The 25,213-nt window shown below is 73.4% G+C and carries 25 protein-coding genes and 1 pseudogene; 18 read left to right on the forward strand and 8 right to left on the reverse strand.

Annotated features, from left to right (window positions below; genetic code table 11):
* Window positions 1-41 precede the first annotated feature (41 nt).
* Window positions 42-1,841 (forward strand): gamma-glutamyltransferase, encoded by a 1,800-nt coding sequence (ggt, locus tag ACFWUY_RS33260; protein ID WP_384118585.1) that lies wholly within the window; start codon window positions 42-44, stop codon window positions 1,839-1,841.
* Between the two features lie 30 nt (window positions 1,842-1,871).
* Here ggt and map read toward each other — a convergent pair whose 3' ends face one another.
* A complete protein-coding gene (gene map, locus ACFWUY_RS33265) occupies window positions 1,872-2,639 on the reverse strand; it encodes a type I methionyl aminopeptidase (protein ID WP_384118588.1) in 768 nt (255 codons plus the stop codon).
* A 32-nt stretch (window positions 2,640-2,671) separates the two neighbouring features.
* Here map and ACFWUY_RS33270 point away from each other — a divergent pair, with 32 nt between their 5' ends.
* Window positions 2,672-2,923 (forward strand): helix-turn-helix domain-containing protein, encoded by a 252-nt coding sequence (locus ACFWUY_RS33270; protein WP_384118592.1) that lies wholly within the window; start codon window positions 2,672-2,674, stop codon window positions 2,921-2,923.
* A 61-nt stretch (window positions 2,924-2,984) separates the two neighbouring features.
* Here ACFWUY_RS33270 and ACFWUY_RS33275 read toward each other — a convergent pair whose 3' ends face one another.
* On the reverse strand, window positions 2,985-3,656 hold the full coding sequence (locus ACFWUY_RS33275; RefSeq protein WP_384118594.1) for an NAD(P)-dependent oxidoreductase: 672 nt from the start codon (window positions 3,654-3,656) through the stop codon (window positions 2,985-2,987).
* A 61-nt stretch (window positions 3,657-3,717) separates the two neighbouring features.
* Between ACFWUY_RS33275 and ACFWUY_RS33280 the strand changes: the two genes are divergently transcribed.
* From ACFWUY_RS33280 to ACFWUY_RS33310, 7 genes are all read left to right on the forward strand, one after another.
* Window positions 3,718-4,122: a winged helix-turn-helix transcriptional regulator gene (locus ACFWUY_RS33280; protein WP_384118596.1), complete on the forward strand. Its 405-nt coding sequence runs from the start codon at window positions 3,718-3,720 to the stop codon at window positions 4,120-4,122.
* Window positions 4,123-4,132: 10 nt separating this feature from the next.
* Window positions 4,133-4,516 (forward strand): PPOX class F420-dependent oxidoreductase, encoded by a 384-nt coding sequence (locus tag ACFWUY_RS33285; protein WP_384118598.1) that lies wholly within the window; start codon window positions 4,133-4,135, stop codon window positions 4,514-4,516.
* 115 nt (window positions 4,517-4,631) lie between these two features.
* Window positions 4,632-6,014 carry a UL36 very large tegument protein gene (locus ACFWUY_RS33290; RefSeq protein WP_384118600.1) on the forward strand — a complete coding sequence of 461 codons (1,383 nt, stop codon included), beginning with the start codon at window positions 4,632-4,634 and terminating at the stop codon, window positions 6,012-6,014.
* Window positions 6,015-6,242: 228 nt separating this feature from the next.
* Window positions 6,243-7,085 carry a nitrilase-related carbon-nitrogen hydrolase gene (locus ACFWUY_RS33295; RefSeq protein WP_384118602.1) on the forward strand — a complete coding sequence of 281 codons (843 nt, stop codon included), beginning with the start codon at window positions 6,243-6,245 and terminating at the stop codon, window positions 7,083-7,085.
* Window positions 7,082-8,362 carry an aspartate aminotransferase family protein gene (locus ACFWUY_RS33300; RefSeq protein WP_384118605.1) on the forward strand — a complete coding sequence of 427 codons (1,281 nt, stop codon included), beginning with the start codon at window positions 7,082-7,084 and terminating at the stop codon, window positions 8,360-8,362. Before ACFWUY_RS33295 ends, ACFWUY_RS33300 begins: the two co-directional genes overlap by 4 nt.
* A 28-nt stretch (window positions 8,363-8,390) precedes the next feature.
* Window positions 8,391-9,794 (forward strand): dihydropyrimidinase, encoded by a 1,404-nt coding sequence (hydA, locus tag ACFWUY_RS33305; protein ID WP_384118609.1) that lies wholly within the window; start codon window positions 8,391-8,393, stop codon window positions 9,792-9,794.
* A gap of 10 nt (window positions 9,795-9,804) precedes the next feature.
* Window positions 9,805-10,818 (forward strand): TIGR03842 family LLM class F420-dependent oxidoreductase, encoded by a 1,014-nt coding sequence (locus tag ACFWUY_RS33310; RefSeq protein WP_384118611.1) that lies wholly within the window; start codon window positions 9,805-9,807, stop codon window positions 10,816-10,818.
* Window positions 10,819-10,842: 24 nt separating this feature from the next.
* Here ACFWUY_RS33310 and ACFWUY_RS33315 read toward each other — a convergent pair whose 3' ends face one another.
* The gene (locus ACFWUY_RS33315; RefSeq protein WP_384118613.1) at window positions 10,843-11,553 is read right to left on the reverse strand and encodes a TetR/AcrR family transcriptional regulator; all 711 of its coding nucleotides are present in this window, start codon (window positions 11,551-11,553) and stop codon (window positions 10,843-10,845) included.
* A 130-nt stretch (window positions 11,554-11,683) separates the two neighbouring features.
* Here ACFWUY_RS33315 and ACFWUY_RS33320 point away from each other — a divergent pair, with 130 nt between their 5' ends.
* Window positions 11,684-13,318 carry an amidohydrolase gene (locus ACFWUY_RS33320; RefSeq protein ID WP_384118616.1) on the forward strand — a complete coding sequence of 545 codons (1,635 nt, stop codon included), beginning with the start codon at window positions 11,684-11,686 and terminating at the stop codon, window positions 13,316-13,318.
* Between the two features lie 7 nt (window positions 13,319-13,325).
* Here the strand turns inward: ACFWUY_RS33320 and ACFWUY_RS33325 are convergent, their stop codons facing one another.
* Entirely contained in the window at window positions 13,326-14,417 is a 1,092-nt protein-coding gene (locus ACFWUY_RS33325) for a LacI family DNA-binding transcriptional regulator (RefSeq protein ID WP_384118618.1), read from the reverse strand.
* Between the two features lie 142 nt (window positions 14,418-14,559).
* On the opposite strand from ACFWUY_RS33325, the gene ACFWUY_RS33330 reads away from it, so the two are divergent.
* From ACFWUY_RS33330 to ACFWUY_RS33350, 5 genes are read left to right on the forward strand one after another with little or no spacing between them, the layout of a single operon-like run.
* Entirely contained in the window at window positions 14,560-16,188 is a 1,629-nt protein-coding gene (locus tag ACFWUY_RS33330; protein ID WP_384118621.1) for an ABC transporter substrate-binding protein, read from the forward strand.
* Window positions 16,185-17,138, forward strand: coding sequence for an ABC transporter permease (locus ACFWUY_RS33335; RefSeq protein WP_384118624.1), 954 nt, complete (start codon window positions 16,185-16,187; stop codon window positions 17,136-17,138). Before ACFWUY_RS33330 ends, ACFWUY_RS33335 begins: the two co-directional genes overlap by 4 nt.
* Window positions 17,135-18,007: an ABC transporter permease gene (locus ACFWUY_RS33340; protein ID WP_384118626.1), complete on the forward strand. Its 873-nt coding sequence runs from the start codon at window positions 17,135-17,137 to the stop codon at window positions 18,005-18,007. The genes ACFWUY_RS33335 and ACFWUY_RS33340 overlap by 4 nt, the downstream gene beginning before the upstream one ends.
* A gap of 5 nt (window positions 18,008-18,012) precedes the next feature.
* Complete coding sequence (locus tag ACFWUY_RS33345) at window positions 18,013-18,996, forward strand: ABC transporter ATP-binding protein (RefSeq protein ID WP_384118628.1); 984 nt, start codon at window positions 18,013-18,015, stop codon at window positions 18,994-18,996.
* Entirely contained in the window at window positions 18,993-19,778 is a 786-nt protein-coding gene (locus ACFWUY_RS33350) for an ABC transporter ATP-binding protein (protein WP_384118630.1), read from the forward strand. Before ACFWUY_RS33345 ends, ACFWUY_RS33350 begins: the two co-directional genes overlap by 4 nt.
* A gap of 158 nt (window positions 19,779-19,936) precedes the next feature.
* On the opposite strand, the gene ACFWUY_RS33355 is transcribed toward ACFWUY_RS33350, so the two are convergent.
* The 4 genes from ACFWUY_RS33355 to ACFWUY_RS33370 all read right to left on the reverse strand — a co-directional run bounded on the left by ACFWUY_RS33355 (window position 19,937) and on the right by ACFWUY_RS33370 (window position 23,127).
* Window positions 19,937-20,743 carry a serine protease gene (locus ACFWUY_RS33355; protein ID WP_384118633.1) on the reverse strand — a complete coding sequence of 269 codons (807 nt, stop codon included), beginning with the start codon at window positions 20,741-20,743 and terminating at the stop codon, window positions 19,937-19,939.
* Window positions 20,744-20,911: 168 nt separating this feature from the next.
* Window positions 20,912-21,799: a hypothetical protein gene (locus ACFWUY_RS33360; RefSeq protein ID WP_384118637.1), complete on the reverse strand. Its 888-nt coding sequence runs from the start codon at window positions 21,797-21,799 to the stop codon at window positions 20,912-20,914.
* Window positions 21,800-21,927: 128 nt separating this feature from the next.
* Window positions 21,928-22,569 carry a ScbR family autoregulator-binding transcription factor gene (locus ACFWUY_RS33365; protein WP_384118639.1) on the reverse strand — a complete coding sequence of 214 codons (642 nt, stop codon included), beginning with the start codon at window positions 22,567-22,569 and terminating at the stop codon, window positions 21,928-21,930.
* Window positions 22,570-22,791: 222 nt separating this feature from the next.
* Window positions 22,792-23,127, reverse strand: coding sequence for a hypothetical protein (locus tag ACFWUY_RS33370; protein ID WP_384118643.1), 336 nt, complete (start codon window positions 23,125-23,127; stop codon window positions 22,792-22,794).
* Window positions 23,128-23,192: 65 nt separating this feature from the next.
* Between ACFWUY_RS33370 and ACFWUY_RS33375 the strand changes: the two are divergent.
* The 3 genes and pseudogenes from ACFWUY_RS33375 to ACFWUY_RS33385 all read left to right on the forward strand — a co-directional run.
* Window positions 23,193-23,780 (forward strand): annotated as a pseudogene (locus tag ACFWUY_RS33375) (MFS transporter); the annotation flags it as partial.
* 51 nt (window positions 23,781-23,831) lie between these two features.
* Complete coding sequence (locus tag ACFWUY_RS33380) at window positions 23,832-24,278, forward strand: hypothetical protein (RefSeq protein ID WP_384118646.1); 447 nt, start codon at window positions 23,832-23,834, stop codon at window positions 24,276-24,278.
* A 92-nt stretch (window positions 24,279-24,370) separates the two neighbouring features.
* On the forward strand, window positions 24,371-25,207 hold the full coding sequence (locus tag ACFWUY_RS33385; protein WP_384118650.1) for an inositol monophosphatase family protein: 837 nt from the start codon (window positions 24,371-24,373) through the stop codon (window positions 25,205-25,207).
* Window positions 25,208-25,213 lie beyond the last annotated feature (6 nt).

Below are 25,213 nucleotides of genomic sequence, written 5' to 3' on the forward strand. Positions count from 1 at the left end.
GAAGTTACGCTGCGCGGACGGTCGTTGACTGGAGGTTGCGCATGCGTCGTTCCGCCGCTCGGAAGGTCTCCGTTCTCGCTGTCGCGGCGACGGTCCTCTCGATGGGTGCCGCCGCGCCTCCAGGAGCCCCGCCCGCACCGGTCAAGGTGCCCGTCGCCGTCGGATACGGCGGCGCCGTCTCCAGTGTCGACGCCGACGCCTCCGCCGTCGGTGTCGAGGTGCTCCGCAAGGGCGGCAACGCGGTGGACGCCGCCGTCGCCGTCGCGGCCGCCCTCGGCGTCACCGAGCCCTATTCGGCGGGGATCGGAGGCGGCGGCTACTTCGTGTACTACGACGCGAAGAGCCGGACCGTGCACACCGTCGACGGGCGCGAGACCGCGCCCCTCTCCGCCGACGCGAACCTCTTCGTGGAGAACGGCAGGCCCATCCCCTTCGAGGAGGGCATGACCAGCGGCCTCGGCGTCGGCACCCCCGGCACCCCGGCGACCTGGAGGGCAGCCCTCGACGCCTGGGGCAGCAAGCGGCTCGGGGCACTCCTCGAACCGGCCGAGCGGCTGGCCCGGGAGGGCTTCACCGTCGACCCCACGTTCCGCGCCCAGACCGCGGCCAACGAGGCACGGTTCCGTGACTTCCCCGCCTCCTCGGACCTCTTCCTGCCCGGCGGGCAGCTGCCGGTGGTCGGCTCCGTCTTCAAGAACCCCGACCTGGCCCGTACGTACGACACGCTCGGCCGCGAGGGCGTCGGCGCCCTCTACCGGGGCCCGCTCGCCCGGGACATCGTCAACACCGTCCGTACGCCCCCGGTCCGCGCGGACGCCACCCGGAAGGTACGCCCCGGCGACCTGACGACACGTGACCTCGCCGCGTACGAGACGGAGTCCCGCCGTCCCACGAAGGTCTCGTACCGGGGGCTCGACGTGTACGGCATGGCCCCCTCCTCCTCCGGCGGTACGAGCGTCGGCGAGGCGCTCAACATCCTGGAGGGCACCGACCTCGCGGGCGCCTCCCCGGCCCGCTACCTGCACCGGTTCATCGAGGCCAGCCGCATCGCCTTCGCCGACCGGGGCCGCTGGGTCGGCGACCCGGCCTTCGAGCCGGTGCCGACGCGCGGACTGCACTCCCAGCGGTACGCCGACTCCCGCGCCTGCCTGATCCGCGACGACGCCGTCCTGACCAGCCCCCTGGCGCCCGGCGACCCCCGCGACCCGGTGCCGTGCGCGAGCGGCGGCACGGCGGCCCCGACCACGTACGAGGGGGAGAACACCACCCACCTCACGGTGGCGGACAAGTGGGGCAACGTCGTCGCCTACACGCTCACCATCGAGTCCACCGGCGGCAGCGGCATCACCGTGCCCGGCCGGGGTTTCCTGCTCAACAACGAGCTGACCGACTTCTCCTTCGCCCCGGCGAACCCGGCCGTGCACGACCCGAACCTGCCAGGACCCGGCAAGCGGCCGCGCTCCTCGATGTCCCCGACGATCGTCCTCGACCCGCACGACCGGCCCGTGCTCGCCCTCGGGTCCCCGGGCGGCGCGACCATCATCACGACGGTCCTGCAGACCCTCACCGGAGTCGTCGACCGGGGCCTGCCGCTCGTCGCCGCGATCGCCGCGCCGCGTGCCAGCCAGCGCAACCAGGCGACCACCGAACTCGAACCCGCCCTGTGGAACAGCCCGCTCCGGGCGGAGCTCGAAGCGATCGGGCACGGCTTCCGGCAGAACCCGGAGATCGGCGCGGCGACCGGCGTCCAGCGCCTGCCGGACGGCCGCTGGGTGGCCGCCGCGGAGACGGTCCGCAGGGGCGGCGGTTCGGCGATGGTGGTCCGGCCGGCGGGAAGGTAGCCGACCGGCCGCCCCCAGGAGGGGGACGTCCTACAGTGCCGTCAGCACGCGCGGGCCCTCGTCGGTGATCGCCACCGTGTGCTCCGCGTGCGCGGCGCGCGAGCCGTCGAGCGTGCGCATCGTCCAGCCGTCGCGTGCCGTGTAGTGGTCGTCCGTCCCGCCCCCGATGAGCATCGGCTCGATCGCGAGCACCATCCCGTGGCGCAGCTTCATGCCCCGGCCCGGGCGTCCCTCGTTGGGGACGCCCGGGTCCTCGTGCATCGTGCGGCCGATCCCGTGGCCGCCGAAGCCGTCCGGGATGCCGTATCCGGCGTCACGGCAGACCCGGCCGATCGCGTGCGCGATGTCGCCGATGCGGTTGCCGACGACGGCCGCCGCGATGCCCGCCGCCAGGGCCTCCTCGGCGGTGGCGATCAGCCGCGTGTCCTCCGGCCGGGCGGGGCCGACCGTGAAGCTGACGGCCGAGTCGCCCGCCCAACCGCCGAGCAGGGCCCCGCAGTCCGCAGAGACCAGGTCTCCCGGGGCCAGCACGGTGCCGTCCGGGATGCCGTGCACGATGGCGTCGTTGACCGATACGCACACGACCGCGGGGAACGGGACCGGCGCCCACTCCGGGTGGTAGTCGAGGAAGGGCGAGCCCGCCCCCGCCTCGGCCAGGACCTCCCGCGCGGCCCGGTCGAGCTCGGCCAGGGCGACCCCGGGCGCCGCCTTCTCCCGTACGGCCGCGAGGGCGCGTGCCACCACCCGCCCGGACTCGCGCATGGACGCCAGGTTCTCGTTCGTCTTGATCTCCACCATGCCAATTACTATACCGGTATTAGAATGGTGGCATGGTGCGCACACCCCTGACCCCAGAAGAGCGCGAGCGCGGCGAACGCCTCGGCCTGTTCCTGCGCGAGGCGCGCGGCGAGCGGTCCATGGCCGAGATCGCCGCGGCGGCCGGCCTGTCCGCCGAGACCCTCCGCAAGATCGAGACCGGCCGGGCCCCGACCCCGGCGTTCTTCACCGTCGCGGCCCTCGCCCGGGTCCTCGGCCTCTCCATGGACGACCTGGTCGTCCGGTGCGCGCTCGTGCCCGCCTGAGGGGCGTGTCTCCCCCCACGGAGACCTGTGCGGAGGCCTGTGTGGAGGCCTGTATGGAGACCTATGCGGAGACCGCCAGCTGTACGCGGCTGTGGCGCGGGCGCTCGATCTCGTCGAGCAGGGCCAGGGCGAGGTCCGCGTGCGCGATCCGGCCCGGGCCCTCGATCACCGAGCCCACGGCCGTCCGGTAGCCGCCGGTCGGCTCCGCCTCCGCGTTCAGGTCCAGCGGCGGCACGACCATCAGCCAGTCGAGCCCCGGACCCGCCTCGGCCGAGAGCAGCGCGAACTCGGCCACGTGTCCCTGCGCGAACGCCCGCCACTCCGCCGGGAACTCGGGCGCGTCCATGATCCGCACCCCCGGCCCGGTCTCCAGCGTCGTGGCGATCCCCAAGGTCAACAGGCGTCGTACGCCCGCCTCTTCGAGTCCGCCGACCAGGGCCTTCGCCGCCGCCGTGAAGTACTCCTCCGAGGGGACGTCGAGGCGGGCCGAGGCGTTCACGGCCGCGTCGTGGCCGGCGGCAAGCGCGGCCACCGACGCGGGATCGGTGACGTCACCCCGCACGAGAGTGACCGAACCACCCTCCAGGTCACGGTACTTCGAGGGGTCGCGCACCACCGCCGTCACCCGGTGGCCGCGGGCCACCGCCTCCGCCACGACCGCGCGGCCGACCCGGCCGCCCGCCCCGAAGACGATGATGTCGTTGCTCATGCCGTTGTTCGTGTCGTTGCTCATGGCGGGACCGTAGAACCGGAGCACCTGGTTACTTCAACGGTACTGGGTTAGCTTCGGGGGCATGCCCCAGCCGCTGCCCGCCGACCTGTTCCACGACCCGGACTGCTCCGACCGCGCGCAACCCATCCGCGTCGGCGGCAAGTGGACCGCCGTGGTGCTCCGCTGCCTGGAGGACGGGCGGCCCCGCCGCTTCTCGGAGCTGCGTGTCCCGCTCCACTGGATCACCCCCAAGGTGCTCACCGAGACCCTGCGCGCCATGGAACGCGACGGATTCCTCACCCGCACCGCTTACGACGAGAACCCGCCGCGCGTCGAGTACGCGCTGACCGCCCTCGGCCGCGCGCTGATCGATCCGCTCGACACCGCGTGCGCCTGGGCCCGCGCCCACCTCCCGGAGATCACCGAGGCCAGGACGGCCTACGGGAGCGCCGACCCTGACCCGGCCTCCGCTCCGACCCCGGCATAGGCTCCCGGGCATGATGCCCGAAGAGCTGCGACGCGGCCGCTACGTCAGCCTGACCACGTACCGGAAGAACGGCACGGGAGTGGCGACGCCCGTCTGGTACGCGGTGGACGGCGCCGAACTGTACGTCTGGACCCGTGCCGACTCCTGGAAGGTCAAGCGCCTGCGGAACGACCCGCGGGTCGTGGTCGCCGTGTGCGACGTGCGCGGGAACGTCGCCGAGGGCGCGCGGCGCGTCACCGGCGAGGGCCGGCTGGTGGAGGGGGAGGAGCTGCGCCGGATCCGGCGCCTGCTCTCGCGCAAGTACACCTGGCAGTTCTGGCTGACCGACGTGCCGGCCATGCTCGTCCGGCTCGGGAAGCGCCCGCACGCCGGAATCGTCGTGCGCTTCGGGTGAATCGTACGGAGAGGCGCCTGCAGGAAAACGGTCCGTAGTCGTCCCGTAACACGACTGCGGTCCAATACCCGCGGACCGGAAGGTTCCAGTCGACCGCGGGGCAGGTGCGTGAAGCGTGACGGTACATCGACTTCCGAGCGAGTCTGCGGCGTTCACCCACTGGCTGGCGGAGCTCGCCGGCCGCATCACGCCGGGCGGCGGCTGGTACGGCGTCTTCGCCGAACGCGACCCCGAAGGGCTGCGCGCCTGCTTCGACGGGACGGAGATCCTGCCGTGGGACGTCGTCGAGTCCCTGCTCCAGGACGCCGGGGAACCCGCCGACGGACCGCTCGCCGTCCGGGGCAGGACGCTGTACGCGGCCGCCACCGCCGTCCACGACCGCCGGCCCGGGGGAGCGGCGGCGCTCACCGAGCGCAGGGAACTCATGGAACGCGAACGCCGGTACGCCGGCTCCCGCGCCCGCGAGCTGTACGACCGGCTCCGCGCGAACCCGGCCCCGGGCCCGGAGGAGACCGCCCGCCTGGAACACGACCTCGCCTGGACCCGCGACGACCACGCGAGGGCGACGGCCCGCGTCACGGACCTGACGACTCGCCTGGCGCGCCTGGAGGAGCGGAACCCGACCGGGACGAGCCAGGGCACCGCGGCCCCGGACCACACGGCCCCGGGCTCGGTCCCCGCATCCGCCCTCGCCCCGGCCCTCGCACCCACACCCACGCCCACACCGGTCCCCGAGTCCGAGCCCGCCGCAGGTCCCTCGCCCCGCCCCGTCAAAGCCAAGCGGCGGCCCCGGGGGGCGCGGTACGCCTGGCTGGAGGAGGCCGAGGATCAGGGGCCGGTGGCCGCGCCCGTGCCCGAGGCCGTACCGCCTGCCGGGGCAGCGGTGCCCCGTGGGGCCCGGTTCGGTGGTGCCGCCGTGCCCGACCGGGCGGCCGGCCCGGTCCGGGCCCCCGAGACGGACCCCGCCGAGGCCGCTCGCGCCGCGGCCAACGCGGTCTACGCCCTTCGGCGGCTCCGCGCCCAGGGCCGTAGCGGCGAGGCCCACGCCCTGCTCTGCGAGGCGCTCGGCGGACCGACCGCCCGGCTGCCCGCCCTCGCCGGGGAGCTCCACCGGGCCGGACTCGGCGCCGACTGGTCGATCCTGCTCTGGGAGGCCGCCTCGCTGCCGCCCGGCCGTCTCGCCGCCGTCGCGGGAGCGCTCGCGGACGCGGGCCGGGCCGCCGACTGCGAGCAGCTCCTCCGCCAGGGCGTGGCGCGCCCGGTCGAGGAGCTCGCGGGTGCGTGCGACGCCCTGCGTGCCGAGGGCCACCAGCGTGAGGCCCACGCGCTGCTCACCGCGTTCGTCCGGGTCCGTACGCCCGAGGACGCGGCCCGGCTGGCGGGCGAGGACCCGCGCGGGCTCGTACCCCGACTCCTCGAAGCCGCTCGGGCGGTGTCGGCGGCCCGTGAGCGCGACCTGCTCCACGCCCTGCGGGTGGCGGGTCTCGCCGGAGTCTGACCGGCAGGGGTGACCGGGAGGCCGGTGGGGCAGGATCCGTACGTGTCGGTCCTTGCCCGTACGTGTCGGTACGTGTCCGACGTGGACCACTCGGGTATGAAACATGATCGACCCGGCCGCTTCGCGGCGGCGGTCTTGCTCCGGGGTGTGACGGGGCTTACGTTCTCCTCCTACGCACCGCGTCTACGTGCGTAGAGGCTCTCTGACGCCGTGCCGAAGGAGCAGCTCATGACCGACGTCGTACGCGCCGCGCTCGTCCAGGCCACCTGGACCGGCGACACCGAATCCATGATCGCCAAACACGAGGAGCACGCCCGGGAGGCGGCCCGCCAGGGCGCCAAGGTGATCGGCTTCCAGGAGGTGTTCAACGCCCCCTACTTCTGCCAGGTCCAGGAGCCCGAGCACTACCGCTGGGCCGAGCCCGTCCCCGACGGCCCGACCGTGCGCCGGATGCGGGACCTCGCCCGGGAGACCGGCATGGTGATCGTGGTGCCCGTCTTCGAGATCGAGAGCGAGGGCTTCTACTACAACACCGCCGCCGTGATCGACGCCGACGGCAGCTACCTCGGCAAGTACCGCAAGCACCACATCCCGCAGGTCAAGGGCTTCTGGGAGAAGTACTACTTCCGCCCGGGCAACATCGGCTGGCCGGTCTTCGACACGGCCGTCGGCAAGGTCGGCGTCTACATCTGCTACGACCGGCACTTCCCGGAGGGCTGGCGTCAACTCGGCCTCAACGGAGCCCAGTTGGTCTACAACCCGTCCGCCACCCACCGCGGCCTCTCCTCCCATCTCTGGCAGCTGGAACAGCCCGCCGCGGCCGTCGCCAACGAGTACTTCGTCGCCGCCATCAACCGCGTCGGCGTCGAGGAGTACGGCGACAACGACTTCTACGGCACCAGCTACTTCGTCGACCCGCGCGGCAAGTTCGTGGGCGACGTCGCCTCCGACAAGACCGAGGAACTCGTCGTCCGCGACCTCGACTTCGGCCTCATCGAGCAGGTGCGCCAGACGTGGGCCTTCTACCGTGACCGCCGCCCCGACGCGTACGACGGGCTGGTGCAGCCGTGAGCGGCCTCCACGACCGGCACAAGGCGGTCCTCCCCGACTGGCTCGCCCTCTACTACCGGGACCCCATCGAGATCACCCACGGCGAGGGCCGTCACGTCTGGGACGCCGAGGGACGCAGGTACCTCGACTTCTTCGGCGGCATCCTCACCACCATGACCGCCCACGCCCTGCCCGAGGTCACCAAGGCCGTCGCCGAACAGGCCGGGCGGATCATCCACTCCTCCACGCTCTACCTCAACCGCCCGATGGTGGAGCTCGCCGAGCGGATCGCCGGACTCTCCGGCATCCCCGACGCCCGCGTCTTCTTCACCACCTCCGGCACCGAGGCCAACGACACGGCGCTCCTCCTCGCCACCGCGTACCGCCGTTCGAACCAGATCCTGGCCATGCGGAACAGCTACCACGGCCGCTCCTTCTCCACCGTCGGCATCACCGGCAACCGCTCCTGGTCGCCGACCGGCCTCTCCCCGCTGCAGACCCTGTACGTGCACGGCGGCGTCCGCACCCGCGGCCCGTACGCCCAGTACACCGACGAGCGGTTCACCGAGGCCTGCGTCGCCGACCTCGAAGACCTCCTCGGCCACACCCGGGACGTCGCCGCCCTCATCGCCGAACCCGTCCAGGGCGTCGGCGGCTTCACCTCCCCGCCCGACGGCCTGTACGCCGCCTTCCGCCGCGTCCTCGACCGGCACGGCATCCTGTGGATCTCCGACGAGGTGCAGACCGGCTGGGGCCGTACCGGCGACAACTTCTGGGGCTGGCAGGCCCACGGCCAGGCCGGACCGCCCGACATCCTCACCTTCGCCAAGGGCATCGGCAACGGCATGTCCGTCGGCGGGGTCGTCGCCCGCGCCGAGATCATGAACTGTCTCGACGCCAACTCCATCTCCACCTTCGGCGGTTCGCCGATCACCATGGCGGCGGGCCTCGCCAACCTCACGTACCTCCTCGACCACGACCTCCAGGGCAACGCGCGCCGCGTCGGCGGCCTCCTCATCGAGCGCGTCCGGGCCGCCTGCGCCGGAGTGGCGGCGGTACGGGAGGTCCGGGGCCGCGGTCTCATGATCGGCATCGAACTCACCGAGCCGGGCACCGACCGGGCGGACCCGGACGCGGCCGCCACCGTCCTGGAGGCCGCCCGCGAGAACGGCCTGCTGATCGGCAAGGGCGGCGGCCACAACACCAGCACCCTGCGCGTCGCACCGCCGCTCTCGCTCACCGTGAGTGAGGCCGAAGAGGGCGCGGCGATCCTCGAACAGGCCGTCAGGGCCCTGTAGTTACCCTCATCAAGCAGGGAGAGTCCCCGTGAGCACCCGTACCGTCATCCGGGGCGGCCTCGTCGTCACCGCCGCCGACGAACTCCACGCCGACGTGCTGATCGAGGACGGCCGTGTCGTCGCCCTCGCGGCCCACGGATCGGACGTGGCGGCCGGCTGGACCGCCGGCCGGACCGTCGACGCCACCGACCGCTACGTGCTGCCGGGCGGTGTCGACGCCCACACCCACATGGAGCTGCCCTTCGGCGGCACCGCCGCCTCGGACACCTTCGAGACCGGCACCCGCGCCGCGGCCTGGGGCGGCACCACCACCATCGTCGACTTCGCCGTCCAGACCGTCGGCCACAGCCTGCGCGAAGGGCTCGACACCTGGTACGCCAAGGCCGACGGCAACTGCGCGGTCGACTACGCCTTCCACATGATCCTCTCCGACGTCAACGAACACACGCTGAAGGAGATGGACCGGCTCATCCAGGAGGGCGTCACCTCCTTCAAGCTCTTCATGGCCTACCCGGGCGTCTTCTACAGCGACGACGGCCGGATCCTGCGCGCCATGCAGCGCTCCGCCGACAACGGCGGGCTGATCATGATGCACGCCGAGAACGGCATCGCGATCGACGTCCTCGTCGAACAGGCCCTCGCGCGCGGCGAGACCGATCCCCGCTACCACGGGGAGGTCCGCAAGGCCCTGTTGGAGGCCGAGGCCACCCACCGGGCGATCCAGCTCGCCCGGGTCGCCGGAGCGCCGCTGTACGTCGTCCACGTGTCGGCGGAGGAGGCCGTCGCCGAGATCGCCACCGCCCGCGACAAGGGGCTGCCCGTCTTCGGCGAGACCTGCCCGCAGTACCTCTTCCTCTCCACCGACAACCTCGCCGAGCCGGACTTCGAGGGCGCCAAGTACGTGTGCTCCACGCCCCTGCGGCCGAAGGAGCACCAGGCGGCGCTCTGGCGCGGGCTGCGCACCAACGACCTCCAGGTGGTCTCCACCGACCACTGCCCCTTCTGCTTCAAGGGGCAGAAGGAGCTCGGGCTCGGGGACTTCTCCAAGATCCCCAACGGGCTCCCGGGGGTGGAGAACCGCATGGACCTCCTCCACCAGGCGGTCGTCGACGGCCACATCTCCCGGCGCCGCTGGATCGAGATCGCCTGCGCGACACCGGCCCGGATGTTCGGCCTCTACCCCCAGAAGGGGACGGTCGCGCCGGGCGCGGACGCGGACATCGTGATCTACGACCCGCACGCCACGCAGACCCTGTCGGCGGCCACCCATCACATGAACGTCGACTACTCGGCGTACGAGGGGAGGACCGTCACCGGGCAGGTCGAGACGGTGCTGTCCCGGGGCGAGGTCGTCATCGACCGACGGGAGTACGTCGGCCGTGCCGGCCACGGCACCTTCGTGCCGCGATCCACCTGCCAGTACCTGAACTAGGAGAACGACGTTGGACTTCGGACTCGTCCTGCAGACCGACCCGCCCGCCTCGCAGGTCGTCGGCCTGATGCGGAGGGCGGAGCGCAACGGCTTCCGCTACGGCTGGACCTTCGACTCCGCCGTGCTGTGGCAGGAACCCTTCGTCATCTACAGCCAGATCCTCGAACACACCACCAAGCTCCACGTGGGCACGATGGTGACCAACCCGGGCACTCGCACGTGGGAGGTGACCGCCTCCACCTTCGCCACCCTCAACGACATGTTCGGCAACCGGACCGTCTGCGGCATCGGCCGCGGCGACTCCGCCATGCGGGTCGCCGGCCGCAGGCCGAACACCCTCGCCCGGCTCGGCGAGGCCATCGACGTCATCCGCGACCTGGCGGAGGGCCGGGAGGCGACGGTCGACGGCAGCCCGATCCGCATCCCGTGGATCAAGAACGGCAGGCTGCCGGTCTGGATGGCGGCGTACGGGCCCAAGGCGCTCGCGCTGGCCGGGCAGAAGGCCGACGGCTTCATCCTCCAGCTCGCCGACCCGTTCCTCACCGAGTGGATGGTCAAGGCGGTGCGCCAGGCCGCCACCGACGCGGGCCGGGACCCGTCCGCGATCACCGTCTGCGTCGCCGCACCCGCCTACGTGACCGCCGACGACTCGGCCGACGCCCTGGCCCACGCCCGGGACCAGTGCCGCTGGTTCGGCGGCATGGTCGGCAACCACGTCGCCGACCTGGTCGCCAAGTACGGCGAGCACTCGTCCATGGTCCCGGAGGAGCTGACGGCCTACATCAAGAACCGCCAGGGCTACGACTACTCCCACCACGGCCGCGCCGACAACCCCGACACCGCCTTCGTCCCCGACGACATCGTCGACCGCTTCTGCCTCCTCGGCCCCGCCGAGGCCCACATCGAGAAGCTGCGGCACCTGCGCGACCTCGGCGTCGACCAGTTCGCCGTGTACGCGATGCACGACAACCGCGAGGGCACCATCGACGCGTACGGCTCCGACATCATTCCGGCGTTCGGCTGACCGCTTCCCCCGACACCGGCCCGCCTACCGTCCCGTCGCGCCCGGGTGCAGGGCCGCCGCCGCCGTGAGCGTCAGCTCCAGCGCGAACGGATAGCCGCTGTGCCGCATGTCGGCGGCGAGCAGCGGGTACGTGGCCGCGATGTTCGGATGGGTCTCCGCGGGGAGGCGGCTGTAGGTGGCGTGCCAGACCTCCGCGTCCGCGTCCGCCGCCGCCCGGGGCAGGGCCGCCGTCGCGGCGTCCTGGGCGGCGAAGGCCAGGGCCTGGTCGACGAAGGCGTGGTAGATCCGCACGGCCAGGGGGTCGGGGAAGCCGCCGTCACGGAGGACGCCGAGGATCCTCTCGACGGCCCGCGTCTCGTGCGGACGGCCGGTGGTGCGGTGCGCCGCGAGCAGTGCCGCCTGGGGCTGGGTGAGGTACGAGGCGTGGATGCGCAGGCCCAGCGCGCGGAGGTCATCCCGCCAGTCGCCGGTGGCTTTCCAGCCCTCCTGCGCGCGTCCGATCATCTCGTCGGCGAGGGAGAGGAGCAGGGCGTCGGTGTTGCGGAAGTAGCGGTACAGGGCGCTGGGGTCGGCGCCGAGGGCGGCGCCCAGTCTCCGTACCGACAGGGCGTCGCCGCCGTGCTCGGCGATCAGCCGCAGCGCGGTGTCGACGATGAGGCGTTCGGAGAGGACGGCGCCCTGCTTGGTCGGCCGGCGACGGCGCCGGCTTCCTTCGGGGACCACGCGATCGGACATGGCCGGGACCTTACGTCAACACCATTGACGTGTAAACGGCCGACGGGCTTCCATGGCGCCCTGTCCGCCGTCCCGCGCCCGCCCGGCGCGCCGCACGCAAGGGAGCCGCCGTATGCAGGGGAACCGCCGTATGCCCCACGCCGACCTGGTCTTCACCCGAGGGCCCGTCCTCACCATGGACTCCGCCCGGACACGGGCGAGTTCGCTCGCGGTCACCGGGGAGCGGATCACGGCCGTCGGTCACGACGAGGTGCGCGACCTTGTCGGTCCCGGTACCGAGGTGGTGGACCTGACCGGCAAGCTGCTGCTGCCCGGCTTCCAGGACGCCCACATCCACGCGGTGGGCGGCGGCGTCGAGCTCGCGGAGTGCGATCTGACCGGGAGCGTCGACGCCGCGGAGTACCTGGCGCGGGTCCGCGCCTACGCCGAGGCGCACCCGGACCGGGAGTGGATCACCGGCGGCGGCTGGTCGATGGAGAGCTTCGCGGGCGGCCTGCCGACCCGTCGGCTGCTCGACTCGGTCGTGCCGGACCGTCCGGTGCTGCTCGTGAACCGGGACCACCACGGCGCTTGGGCGAACACCAGGGCCCTGGAACTGGCCGGGCTCACCGCCGATACCCCGGACCCGGCCGACGGGCGCATCGAGCGGGAGGCCGACGGCACCCCGAGCGGCATGCTCCAGGAGGGCGCGACCGGCCTGGTGTCCCGCCTCGTGCCGCCGAGCACGCCGGAGGACCGGCTCGCGGGCCTGCTGCGGGCGCAGAAGCTGCTGCACTCGCTGGGCATCACGGGCTGGCAGGACGCGCTGCTCGGCTCGTTCAACGGAATGCCCGACCCCTCCGGCGCCTACCTGACCGCGGCGAAGGACGGTTCGCTCACCGCCCGGGTGACCGGCGCGCTGTGGTGGGACCGGGAGCGGGGTGCCGAGCAGATTCACGAACTCGTGGCGCTGCGCGACGAGTTGAGCTTCGGGAGGTTCGGGGCGACCTCGGTCAAGATCATGCAGGACGGGATCGCGGAGAACTTCACGGCCGCGATGACCACCCCGTACCTCGACGGCTGCGGCTGCGCCACGGCCAACTCCGGCCTCAGCTTCGTCGATCCGGACGCGCTGCGCGGCTACGTCACCGAACTCGACGCGCGGGACTTCCAGGTCCACTTCCACGCCCTCGGGGACCGGGCGGTGCGCGAGGCCCTGGACGCGGTCGAGGCCGCCGTGGCCGCCAACGGGCGGCGCGGCAACCGTCATCACCTGGCCCATCTCCAGGTGGTCCACCCCGACGACCTGCCGCGCTTCGCGGCGCTCGGCGCCATCGCGAACATCCAGCCGCTCTGGGCGGCGCACGAGCCGCAGATGGACGAGCTGACCATCCCGTTCCTGGGGTCCGAACGCGCCGCCTGGCAGTACCCGTTCGGCGGCCTGCTGCGCGCCGGCGCGACCCTCGCCGCCGGCAGCGACTGGCCGGTCTCCAGCCCCGATCCGCTCGCCGGCCTCCACGTCGCCGTCAACCGCCGGGAGCCGGGGGCCGAGGACGAGCGGGTGTTCCTGCCGGAACAGCGCCTCGACCTGCCGACGGCCCTGGCCGCCTACACCGCGGGCGCGGCGCACGTGAACGGCCACGACGACGCCGGCAGCCTGCGCCCGGGCCACCTGGCCGACCTGGTGGTGCTCGACCGTGACATCCTCGCCGCGCCGCCGGAGGAGATAGCCGAGGCCCGCGTGGAGCGCACCTATGTGGGCGGCGCACTCGTCCACCAGGCCTGAGCGCGTCCTACGCGGGTCGCCGGGACGAGGCGCGGACGTGAAGGCGGACCGGTACGAGTACCCCGTCGGTCTGCTGCCGTCCGTGTTCGAGCACGGCCATCAGCAGATCGATCCCGGCCTCGGCGACCGCGTCCGGGCGCAGGCTCAGCGTCGACACCGGCGGATCGGTGTGCACGGCGGTCTCGTCCTCGCTGACGCAGACGAGGAGCAGATCGCCGGGGACGCGGTAGCCGTGGCGGCGGGCCGCGTCCAGGACGAGGGGCGGGCTGGCCTCGGCGACCACCAGCAGGGCGTCGGGGCGCTCGGGTCCGGCGGTCAGAGCGGTCTCGACGGCCCGGACGACCGGCCCGTTGCCGGGTTCGGAGGCTCGTACGGCCAGCTCGGGCAGCCCGTGTGCGGCGCACCAGTCCCGGTGCGCGGCGAACACCTCGCGGTGGAAGCGGGTGGTGCTGTCGGGCACGACCAGCGCGGGCCGCCGGGCGCCCTGGTCCAGGAAGTGGTCCAGGGCCAGCCGGACGGCGGCGGCCGCGTCGACGTCCACCCAGTGCGCCCCGGGCCGTCCCTCCACGGACCGGTCGCTGAAGAGCGGGATGCGGGCGGCCAGCACGTCCTCGACGATCCGGTCGTCGGGGACGGGGTCGGTGACGATCACCGCGTCGAGGGGCAGCGCGCCCCACTCGTCCTGCAGGGAGCCGGCGGGCAGCAGCACCACCGCGTAGCCGCGGGCGAGCGAGGTGGCGGCGGTGGCGCCGGTGAGCCGGGCGAAATACGGCGACTCCAGGAAGGTCCAGGGGGCGTCGGCCAGTTCGCCGAGCACGTAGCCGATCAGCCGGGCCCGTCCGGCGCGCAGTTGGCGGGCGGTGGCGTTGGGCCGGTAGCCCATGCGGCGCGCCGTCTCGCGGGCCCTCTCCCGTACCTCGGGGGAGAGCCGGCCGGTGCCGTTGAGCGCGGCCGAGACGGTGGTCTTGGACAGGCCCGCCTCGCGGGCCACGTCGACGAGGCGCACCCGGGGGGCGGGCGGCGAGGGCCGCCCGCGCCGCGCGACGGGCCTGCCGGCGGTCGGCACGGAGGGCGCTCCGTCCTGCTCTGAAGCGGTCATGGCGCTGATGTTGCCACCTCCGTGACCTGCGCAGAACCGTTCCCGCAAAACTCCGCGCACGTCTTGTGCGGGAACGTTCCCGCATCAATACTCGCTCCATCCCCCAGCACCCGTCACAACACCCGTAAAGGGGTGGGTCTGCATGTCCGTGCCCAGATTCGGCGCCTTCGCCTGTGTCGCCGCACTCGCGGTCTCCCTCAGCGCCTGCTCCGGCGCCACCAACCCCCGGGCCGGCGCCTCCGGCGTCGCCGTCGTCCCGCTCTCGCCCGCCGCGAAGGGTTCCCTGGACTCCTTCACCTGGTCCCTGTACGCCGAGCCGTACACCCTCGACTACGCCCTCGCGTACGACTACCCGCCCAACACCGTCCTCGCCAACGTCTGCGAGCAGCTGCTGCGGGTCACCCCCGACCTGAGGATCGAACCCGGTCTCGCGACGAAGTGGGCGCGGCCCGACCCCCGGACCCTCGTGTACACCCTGCGCCCCGGCGTGACCTTCCACGACGGCTCCACGATGACCGCCGACGACGTCGTGGCCTCGCTCGACCGGCAGAGGGACCCGGCCACGGGCTCCCCCTGGGCCTCGGCCTTCAAGAACGTCACCGCCGTCGAGAGGACCGGCCCGCTGGAGGTGACGATCAGGCTCGGCAAGCCCGACGTCCTCTTCCACGAACTCCTCGCCGCTTCCCCCGGCACCGTCGTGAGCGCCGCCTCCCTCAGGAAGGCCGGAAAGGACTACGGCACCCCCCAGGGCAAGCTGAACTGCACCGGCCCCTTCGCCCTCGACACCTGGGCGCAGGGCGACAGCATCACCCTGAAGAAGCACCCCGGCCACTGGGACGCGAAGCTCGCCCCGAAGTCGGACACCGTGAAGTTCACCTTCGTCGAGGACCCGGCCGCCCGCTCCAACGCCTTCCTGTCCGGCACCGCCGACGGCGGCTACCTGGTGCCGTCCTCCTCCCTCGCCCAACTGCGCGGCAGCGGCAAGGGCACGGTCCTCTTCGGCCCGAACACCGCGGCGGCCAACCTCGCCGTCCTCGACTTCCACGGCACGCTCGGCGACCTCAGGGTCCGCAGGGCCCTGTCCCTGGCGCTCGACAGGAAGAACATCGTCAAGGCCGCGGCGGGCGGGGTCGGCGTGCCCGCCAAGGCCCCCACCGCACGCGGCGCCTGGGCCCTCGCCCCGGAGAAGACCGCCGCCCTGTACGACACGCTGCCGGACCCGGTCCACGACATCGCGCGGGCGAAGGAACTCGTCGAGGAAGCCGGCGCCACCGGCCGCGTGATCACCCTCGCGACCAGCACCCTCGCCCCCGAGATCAGCGTCGTCGCCAACGCGGTGCAGGCAGCCGGCCGCCAGATCGGGCTCGACGTGAAGCTCAAGCCCGTCTCTCCCGACGCGTACAGCGGCATCTTCGTCGACCCGAACGCCCGCGAGGGCCTCGACCTGGTCATCACCAACGGCTACGACAACACCCCCGACCCGCTGGAGTTCTACCAGTACCTGCGCACCGGCGACTTCGGGAACTACGGCGACTGGTCGAACGCGGCGTTCGACGCCGCCTTCGACCGCGCCAACGCCGAACCGGACGCCGGCAAGCGCGCCGACCTCACCGCCGAGCTCCAGCGGATCGCCCTCGCCGAACTGCCCGTCATCCCCGTGTACGAGGCGCCGTACTCGGTCTTCCTCGGCAAGCGGATCACCGGCGCCCCCACCGGCATCGCCCAGCTCTACTACCCCTGGGCCGCGACGATCGGGGCCGCGCAGAAATGACCCGCTACCTCGTCGGCCGGCTCCTCGGCCTGGCGGCCGTGCTGTTCGTGACCTCGGTCGTCGTCTTCGGCACGGTCCACCTGGCCCCCGGCGACCCCGTGACCTTCCTGCTCCACGGCCGGCCCGCGACCCCCGAGGCCGTGGCCGCCCTGCGCGCCGAACACCACCTCGACGATCCGTTCGTCGTGCAGTACGGCACGTGGCTCGGCGGCGTCCTCGGCGGCGACCTCGGGCGCTCCGCCCAGTACCACCAGGACGTCACCGCGCTCCTCGGCTCGAGGCTGCCCGGCACCGCCCTGCTCGTCGGCTACGCGGCCCTGCTCGTCGCCGTCCTCGGGGTGGGCACGGGCGTCCTCGCCGCCCTGCGCCCCGGACCGCTCGACCGTGCCGTGCTCATCGGTACCGGCGTGGCCACCGCCACCCCGTCCTTCGTCACCGCCATCGCCCTCGTCTCGCTCTTCTCGGTGCGGCTCGGCTGGTTCCCCGGACCCGGCGGCGGAGTCGCCGAGGGCCTCGGCGCCCGGCTGTACCAGCTGACGCTGCCGGCCCTCGCCCTCGCGCTCACCTTCGCGGGCCTGCTCGCCCGGGTCACCCGCTCCGCGATGCTCGACGAACTCGGCCGCGAGCACGTCGAGGTGGCCCGCGCCCGCGGCGTCGCCGAGGCTGCCGTGGTCCGCCGGCACGTCCTGCGCAACGCCCTCGGCCCGGTCGTCACCGTCGGCGGCACCATGCTCGCCGGCCTGCTCGTCAGCACCGCGATCGTGGAGACCGCCTTCGACGTGCCCGGGCTCGGCTCGCTGCTCGTCCAGTCCGTCACCGCGCAGGACTTCGCCGTGGTCCAGGCGGTCACGCTGCTCAGCGTGGCGGCCTTCGTCCTCGTCAACCTCGCGGTCGACCTGCTCACCCCGCTGATCGACCCCCGTCTCTCCCCCGGGGAGGATCCGTCATGACCACCACGCTCACCACGGCGCCGTACCACCGGCGGCCGGGCCTGCGCGGACTGCGGCTGTTCGGCCGGGGGCCGCTGCCCGCGGTCTCGGTCACGGTGCTCGCCGCGCTCGTCCTGGCCGCCCTGCTCGCGCCCCTCCTCGCTCCGTACGACCCCGAGGCGCTCGACCTGTCCGCGAGCCTCGTCGGCACCACCGGCGACCACCTCCTCGGCACCGACCAGTCCGGGCGCGACATCCTGTCCCGGCTGATCCACGGCGCCCGCACCGGACTGCTCGGGCCGCTGCTCGTCGTCGCCGTCTCCACCCTGCTCGGCACCCTGCTCGGCGTGGCCGCCGCCTGGCGCGGCGGCTGGGCGGACGCGATCCTGTCCCGCTCGATGGACCTCGTCCTCGCGATCCCCGGCCTGATGCTCGCGATCCTGCTGGTGTCGGTCGTCGGGACCGGCATGACCGCGCCCGTGATCGCGATGGCCGTCGCCTACACCCCGTACGTGGGCCGGCTCGTCCGCGGCATCGCACGGCAGGAGAAGGCCCGGCCCTACATCGAGGCGTACGTCGTGCAGGGCTGGTCCGGCTGGACCGTCTGCGTGCGCCATCTGCTGCCGAACATCGCGCCGACCGTGCTCGCCCAGTCCGCGATGAACTTCGGTTACGCCCTGATGGACCTGGCGGCGCTGTCCTTCCTCGGCTTCGGGGTGCAGCCGCCCACCGCCGACTGGGGAGCCATGATCAACGAAGGCCAGGCAGCCGTGCTCCAGGGCGCGATGCTGCCGGCCCTCGCGCCCTCCGCGTGCGTCGTGCTCGCCGTGGTGGCGTTCGGCATCGTCGGCGAGGGCCTCGCCGACCGGATCGCGAAGCGGGAACGGTGAACGGCATGACCCAGGCTTCGACCACGCCCGTCCTCCGGATCGACGGACTCGGAGTACGACTCCCCGACGACAGGGCCGCCCGGCCCGTCCTGGACGGGGTGAGCCTCACCGTACGGCCGGGGGAGACCGTGGGCCTCGTGGGCGAGTCCGGCTCCGGCAAGTCCGTGGCCTGCCGCAGCGTCCTCGGCCTGTTCCCCGCGGGCGCCCGCACCAGCGGCGCCGTACGCGTCAACGGCCGGGACGTACTGACCATGAACCGCGCCGAGCTGACCGCGCTGCGGGCCCGCGAGGTCTCCATGGTCTTCCAGGACCCGCGCGCCTCCGTCAATCCGCTGCGCCGCGTCGGAGACTTCCTCACCGAAGGACTGCGAGCCGCTGGCACGCCCGCCGGAAAGGCCCTCGTCCGGGCCGAGGAACTCCTCGACGCGGTCGGCATCCGCGACCCGCGCGGGGCCCTGAGGCGCCACCCGCACCAGTTCTCCGGCGGCATGCTCCAGCGCGTCGTCATCGCGGCCGCCCTCGCCGCCGAACCGGCGCTGCTCGTCGCGGACGAGCCGACCACCGCCCTCGACGTCACCACCCAGGCCGAGATCCTCGCGATCCTGGCCCGGCTGCGCGCCGAACACGGCACCGGCATGCTGTTCGTCACCCACGACCTGGAGCTCGCCGCGGCCGTCTGCGACCGGGTGTACGTGATGTACGCGGGCCGGATCGTCGAGACCCGGTCCACGGACGAACTCTTCGACCGGCCCCGCCACCCCTACACCGCCGGCCTCCTCGCCTGCACCCCGCGCGTCGACGCGGGCGCGCCGCCGCCCCGGTCCGTCCCGGGCCGGCCGGTCTCCCTCGCCGAGGCTCCACCCGGCTGCGCCTTCGCCGCCCGCTGCGCCCACGCCGTGGCGCGCTGCACGGAGGAGAGACCCGAACTGGCACCGCACGGCGACGGCCTGACCGCATGCCTCCGCGCCGAGGAAGGAATCACGCCATGACGCAGGAACTGGTGGTCGAGGGACTGCGCAAGCGGTACGGGACCCACACGGCCGTCGACGGGGTCTCGTTCACGCTGCCGCCGGGTGGTTCGCTGGCGATCGTGGGGGAGTCCGGCAGCGGCAAGACGACGACGGTCCGGATGCTCGTCGGCCTGGAGCGCGCGGACGCGGGAACGGTTCGCCTCGGTGGCCGGGACCGTTCGGCCCGCCCGCGCGGCCGGGCCGAACGGCTCGCGCGGGCCCGGGAGGTCCAGATGGTCTTCCAGGACCCGTACCTGTCCCTCGACCCGCGGGTGACGGTGAACGGCTGCCTCGACGAGGTGCTGCGCCTGCACGGCGGCCTGGACGCGGTCGGGCGGCGGGCCAGGGCCGCCGAACTCCTCGACCGGGTCGGCCTCGGGGCCCGCGAGGCGGCGGCGCTGCCGCGCGGGCTGTCCGGCGGGCAGCGCCAGCGGGTGGCGATCGCACGGGCCCTCGCGGTGGAGCCGCGGGTCCTGGTCCTGGACGAGGCGGTCGCCGCGCTCGACGTGTCGATCCAGGCGCAGATCCTCGACCTGCTGCGCGAGATCCGCCGCGAGGCGGGGATCGGCTGTCTGTTCGTGACCCACGACCTGGCGGTCGTCCGGCACATCGCGGACGAGGTGCTCGTGCTCAGGTCGGGCGCGGTGATGGAGCACGGACCGGTGCGGCGGGTGCTCGACGCACCGGAACACCCGTACACCCGGCTGCTGCTCGACTCCGTCCCGCGGCGCGGCTGGAAGCCGGCGGGCGTGGACGTCTGAGCCACGCAGGGCGCGGTCGGCGGCGTCCTCGCCGCCGGCGGCTCCCGCTCGGCCCCGGCACCGGCCCGTTCCGCCCGTTGCCCCAGGACGGCCCGGTCCCCTTCCCCGAGCCGCTCGCCGACTGCGGACGGGCCGCCTCCCGCTCCTCCGCACCGCGCTCATGAAGCGCGGGGGAGCCGTCCGGCCGTCCGCTCGATCCAGCGGAGGTACGACCCGACACGGGTGTTCACGGCGGGGGTGTCGGTGGCGCACTCCCTGCCGTAGGACACCAGACCGACGACGTACGGCCGCCCCCCGACCGCGCGGACCAGGGGGCCGCCGGAGTCGTACTGGCAGGTGTCGCGGCCGGGGGCGTGGGTGCAGATCTGGGTGGGGGCGATCTGCTCCATGCCCCGGCTCGCGCAGGCCGCGTTGCTCATGGTGCCGAGGACCACGGTCCGCAGGACGTCGGAGGTGCGGCCGCCGAACGAGGTGGTGCCCCAGCCGGGCACCTCGACCTGGGTGTGGTCGAAGGCGCCGTGGGCGTACGGCGCGGGCAGGCCGACCGGGCGTACGTCACGGTTGAGGGCGACCGGCTCGGCGAGCCGGACGAGAGCGATGTCGTTCCGCTGGGTGACCGGGTCGTACTCCGGGTGCGGGAGGAACAGGTCGGGGGTCACCAGGACCGCGTGCGGGCTGTCGGCGCCGGTCGTCAGGTCGTGGTCGCCGAGGAGCACACCCACCCGCGAGGGGCTGCTGTACGAGCCCGTCAGGCAGTGGGCCGCGGTGAGGACGTACCGGTCGCCGATCAGCGCCCCGCCGCACATCACCCGGCGCTCCACCACGTCCACGAGTCCCGCCATGAAGGGGTACTGGTGGGGCCGTGCCTCCTGGCCGCCGACGACCGCCTGCGCGGGCGGCGCGATGCCGAGCGGGCAGACGCCCATCACCGCCCCCGCGACCGTCGCCACAAGCCTCTTCGCCACCCGTCCCACCTGGACTCCGTACTGTCGGCACCGTGTCTTCCGGGGCCGCCCGATCGTGCGGAGACGTTTCCGCACGTCCGTACCGGCCCGCGTCGGCATCAACGAGGGGGACCGGACGGGGTCACTCGATCACGGGGCCGGACTGGTGACCGATGCCCTGATCGGCGATCAGCGATCGGCGTCCGGGGCCCAGCCGGGGACGTGCGCGGCGGCGGCCGCGTCCCAGGCGGGGGCGCCGCCCGGGAACGGCCAGGCGCGGGTGAGGTCGGCGGAGTGGACGATGTCGGTGAGCCGGGAGGCCAGGTCCCGGCCCGCGTTCGCGATCCGCGTCGGGGCGAGCGGCCCCTCCGGTACGGCGGCCACCCGCTTCTCGTACTCGAGTACGGGACGCTCCGCGCAGCGCGCCACCCACGCGGCGTCGGCCGCCCGCGAGAGGAGGAGCACCTCCGGCCTGCCCCCTTCGGCGAGCGCCGCCGTCAGCCGGTCGTGGCCGTCGAGCACCACCGGGGAGTTGAGCCCGCTGATCCACCAGGCGAACACCGGTGGCAGCACCCCCTCCCGGTACTGCCGGCGGTACGCCTTCACCCGCGGCGCCTCCGGGTGCGACAGCGCCCGCAACGGCAGCAGATCGCGCGCGTCCTCCACCGGATCGCCGTACCCGAACCACGTCAGGTGGCCCCGGTCCGGGTCGTGGGCAAGGAGCTTGGGCCAGTTGGCGGCCACGAACCACCGGTGGACGTCCGGGGCCAGCAGCCACTCGCCCGCGTGGAGCGGGCCGTCGGCCGCCGCACGGAGCCCCGCCTCCGCGTACGCGGCCCAGCGCTCCGACCACTCCGCCGATCCCGGAGCCGCGAACTCCGCCGCCACGCGCGCCCGTTCGGCCCGGAGCGGTGGCAGCGGGGACGCGTACCGGCCCGTGCGCGCGTAGTGCAGGCCGTGATACGTGGCCCGCTGCCGGGCGAAGAGCACGGGGACCGCCCCTTGCAGCAGCACCAGCCGGCGCCCGTCGGCGCTCTCCATCCGCAGACCGGGCTTCACCGGCCCCTCGACACGCATGCCACGACCCTAGGGCCTGTCCTCGGGGCCTGTCCTTCGGGTCGGGCCCCGGGCGGAAGCGCCTGCCCCCTACGGCACCAGGGCCGGGTTCCGTCGCGGCCCTCGGCCCGGGGTGGGTGGAGCCTCGGTCACCGCGCGGTCAGGAGTGTCTCCACGAGCACCGCGCGGACCTCGCCCCACCGCTCCGACAGGTCCCGACGCTGGTGCGGGACATCGGAGATGTGCTGCATCCCGAACACCGCGGCGACGACGACGGTGGCCGCGGCGCGAGGAGTGACGCCCGTCCTGAGGTTGCCCGCTTCCGCCGCCTGGTCGAACAGCTGGGCCAGCCGGTTCGTCCAGCCGACGTACGGCTCGGGGAGCCGGGCGTCGATCAGGGAGCGTTCGGCCTGCAGCGGGGACCCCGCCTGGACGATGACGTCGTCCAGGAAGGTCCGGACGGTCCGGTCGGGCAAGGTCATGATCGAGGCGGCGGGATCACGGCTCTCCGCCGTGACCTCCTCCGTCAGGGCGCCCCAGATCCGGTAGGCGTCCTGCACGACTTCGACCGCCATCGCGTCCTTGTTCCTGTAGTGGAAGTACACGGCTCCCTTGGTCATGCCGATGTGTTCCGCGATGCCGGTGATGGACGTGTTCGCGTAGCCGTGCTCGGCAAACATCTCGGCTGCGGCACGCAGCACATGGCGACGGGTGCGATAGGCCCGGTCCTGCTTGAGGGCTCGCGGTTCGCCGGAGCCGGAGGGCGACGAGGAGGGCATCTGGAGGGTCAAGCCTTTCCGGTACATATCGTGCACGCCAGACAGGCGCGGGGCCACTAGCCGGTAGGACCCCCTTACCCAATGCCTTCGCGAAGGCATATTTCTTGTGGTCACAGCAAATGCCGGGGCGTACACGAAGCACACCTTCGGTTTCAGTGACACCCCACCGTGGTGGCTTCGTGGCGCCCTGCTGGGCGGCCTGCTGACCAACTGCCTGGGCTAGACCTGGGTGTTCTACGTCAACGTGCCGCTCGCCCTGATCGCGGTCCTCGCCGCGCCGCGCCTGCTGGGCGCCGACGCCCGCGCCACCGGCCCGAAGACCTCCTTCGACCTGCCGGGCGCGCTCATCGCCCCCGTCGGTTCCACCCTGCTGGTCTTCGGCCTGGCGACCGGCCCGGAGAGCGGCTGGGACTCGTCCCGCACCGTCGGCGCGCTGGCCGCCGGCGGCGTCCTCCTCCTGGTCTTCCTGGCCGTCGAGAACAAGGCCCGCAACCCGCTCGTCCCGCTGCGGATGCTGACGGGCCGGGGCCTGGCCGTGACGATGCTGGTGTTCTTCCTCTTCCAGGGCACCCTCGCCACCGGCTACTACCTGTTCACGACGTACCTCCAGAACGTCATCGGCTACAGCCCGCGGCTACAGCCCGCTCTCCGCCGGCCTCGCCTTCCTGCCCCTCACCCTCATCTCGATGGGCTCGTCCACGAAGTTCGTGGGTCCCCTGATGGGCAAGTGGGGCGTGGGCAAGACCCTCGCCTTCGGCTCCTTCTTCACCGGCCTCGGCATGGGCATCCTCGCCATCGGCATGTCGACGGGCGGCTCCTTCTGGTCCCTGGTCCCCGGGATCGTCGTCTGGGGACTGGGCGGCGGCATCGCCTTCCCGTCCCTGTTCGTCGCCGCCGCGGTGGGCGCCAGGCCCGGTGAGCAGGGCGTCGCCTCCGCGCTCGCCTCGACCGCGCAGCAGATCGGCGGTGCCGTGGGCCTTGCGGCCCTGGTCGCGGTCGCCAACGCCGGCCTCGACGTGAGCAAGGGCGCGCCCCCCGCGGCCGGTGCCGTCGTCGACGGACTCCAGCTCACCGGCTACCTCGCCGCCGTCATCACGATCGCGGCGGCCGCCCTCGCCCTCCTGTTCCAGCCTCCCGCCCCCGAGCCGGCGGCCGAGCCCGCCGACGGGGCCGAGGAGCTCACCCGGGACCAGCCTGCCGCTCAGGTCACCGGAGCCGTCTGAGGCGCATCGAGGAGACAACGTCCATGAAATGGGACGCCACCCACGTCAACGGTGCCGCAGCCCACCCGGGCCGTACCGAGGACATCGCCACGGCCGTGGCCGAAGGCCCACCGCAGCTTCCCGGGCGGCCACTTCTACCCCGACGGGCAGTCGGCGGCCGTGGTGCGGGTGATCGCCACCACCCTGACCACCGGGGCGCTCCTCGACCCGGCCGCGTCCGACGCGGCAGGACGGCGGCGGCGCATCGGACCGCCTCCTCGTCCGGTCGGTCGTCTTCTCCTGACCCCGACGGCGGAACCCGGCGCCACCTCCGGCCTCCGGACGTCCGGCCCGCCGCCCCCGCCCGCCCCTGTCTCCGTCCTTCAGAAGCCGGTGCCGCCCAGGTCGTCGCCCGGTTCGCTGTCGACGGGGCGGGGCGGCGGCCTTCCGCAGGGCCGCCTCGAAGTGCCCGGTCGCCTCCTCGCGCTCGCCGCGCACGGACCCTCCCCGCGTACGTAAGAGGTGAACTGGACCAAAGGGTTTCCCCAGGGAGAACGGGGGACGACGAGTGCGCCGGTCCGGCTGTCAGTGCCGCGTGCTTAGCTGGACACATGACCGAAGACTTCATCGAGCACGTCCTCGGCGGCCGTACGACCGAGGTGGAGGAGGCCGTCCGCAAGGCCGCCGCCGTCGAGATCATGCCGCGTTTCCGGCAGCTCGCCGCCGACGACATCGTCGAGAAGAACGGGCCGCACGACCTGGTCACCGTCGCCGACCGGGCCGCCGAGGCCCATCTCACCACCTCCCTGACCGCCCTGCTGCCCGGCTCGGTGGTCGTCGGCGAGGAGGCCGTCCACGCCGACCCCACGGTCTACGAGGCGCTGCGCGGCGACGCCCCCGTGTGGATCGTCGACCCCGTCGACGGCACCCGGCAGTTCGTCCACGGCGACCCCGCGTTCTGCACCCTCGTCGCCCTCGCCCGGAAGGGCGAGCTGCTCGCCTCCTGGACGTACGCCCCCGCTCTCGAGGAGTTCGCCGTCGCCGTGCGCGGCAGGGGCGCCACCCTCAACGGGCAGCCGTTGCACTCCGGTTCGCCCGCGCCCGGCGCCGTCCTCACGGTGGCCACCTCGCACCCCGACTACAGCACCCCGGAGCAGAAGCGGGCCCTGCTCGGCCTGACCGCCGAGGGCGTCGCCCCCCGGCCCTGCGGCTCGGCAGGACTGGAGTACCTGGCCGTGGCGCGCGGCGCGCTCGACGCCACCGCCTTCTCGTGGGAGTACGCCTGGGACCACGCGGCCGGACTGCTCCTCGTCGCGGAGGCCGGCGGCGCGCAGACAACCGTCGCGGGGGAGCCCTTCCGTATCACCGGCGGCAACGCGCTGCCCTTCACGGCGGCCAGGGACGCGGCCACCGCCGACCGGATCCGGACCCTGCTGAGGGGCCGTTAGGAGCCG

Origin of the sequence: Streptomyces sp. NPDC058664 (assembly GCF_042716635.1) — a bacterium.
Lineage (GTDB): Bacteria > Actinomycetota > Actinomycetes > Streptomycetales > Streptomycetaceae > Streptomyces.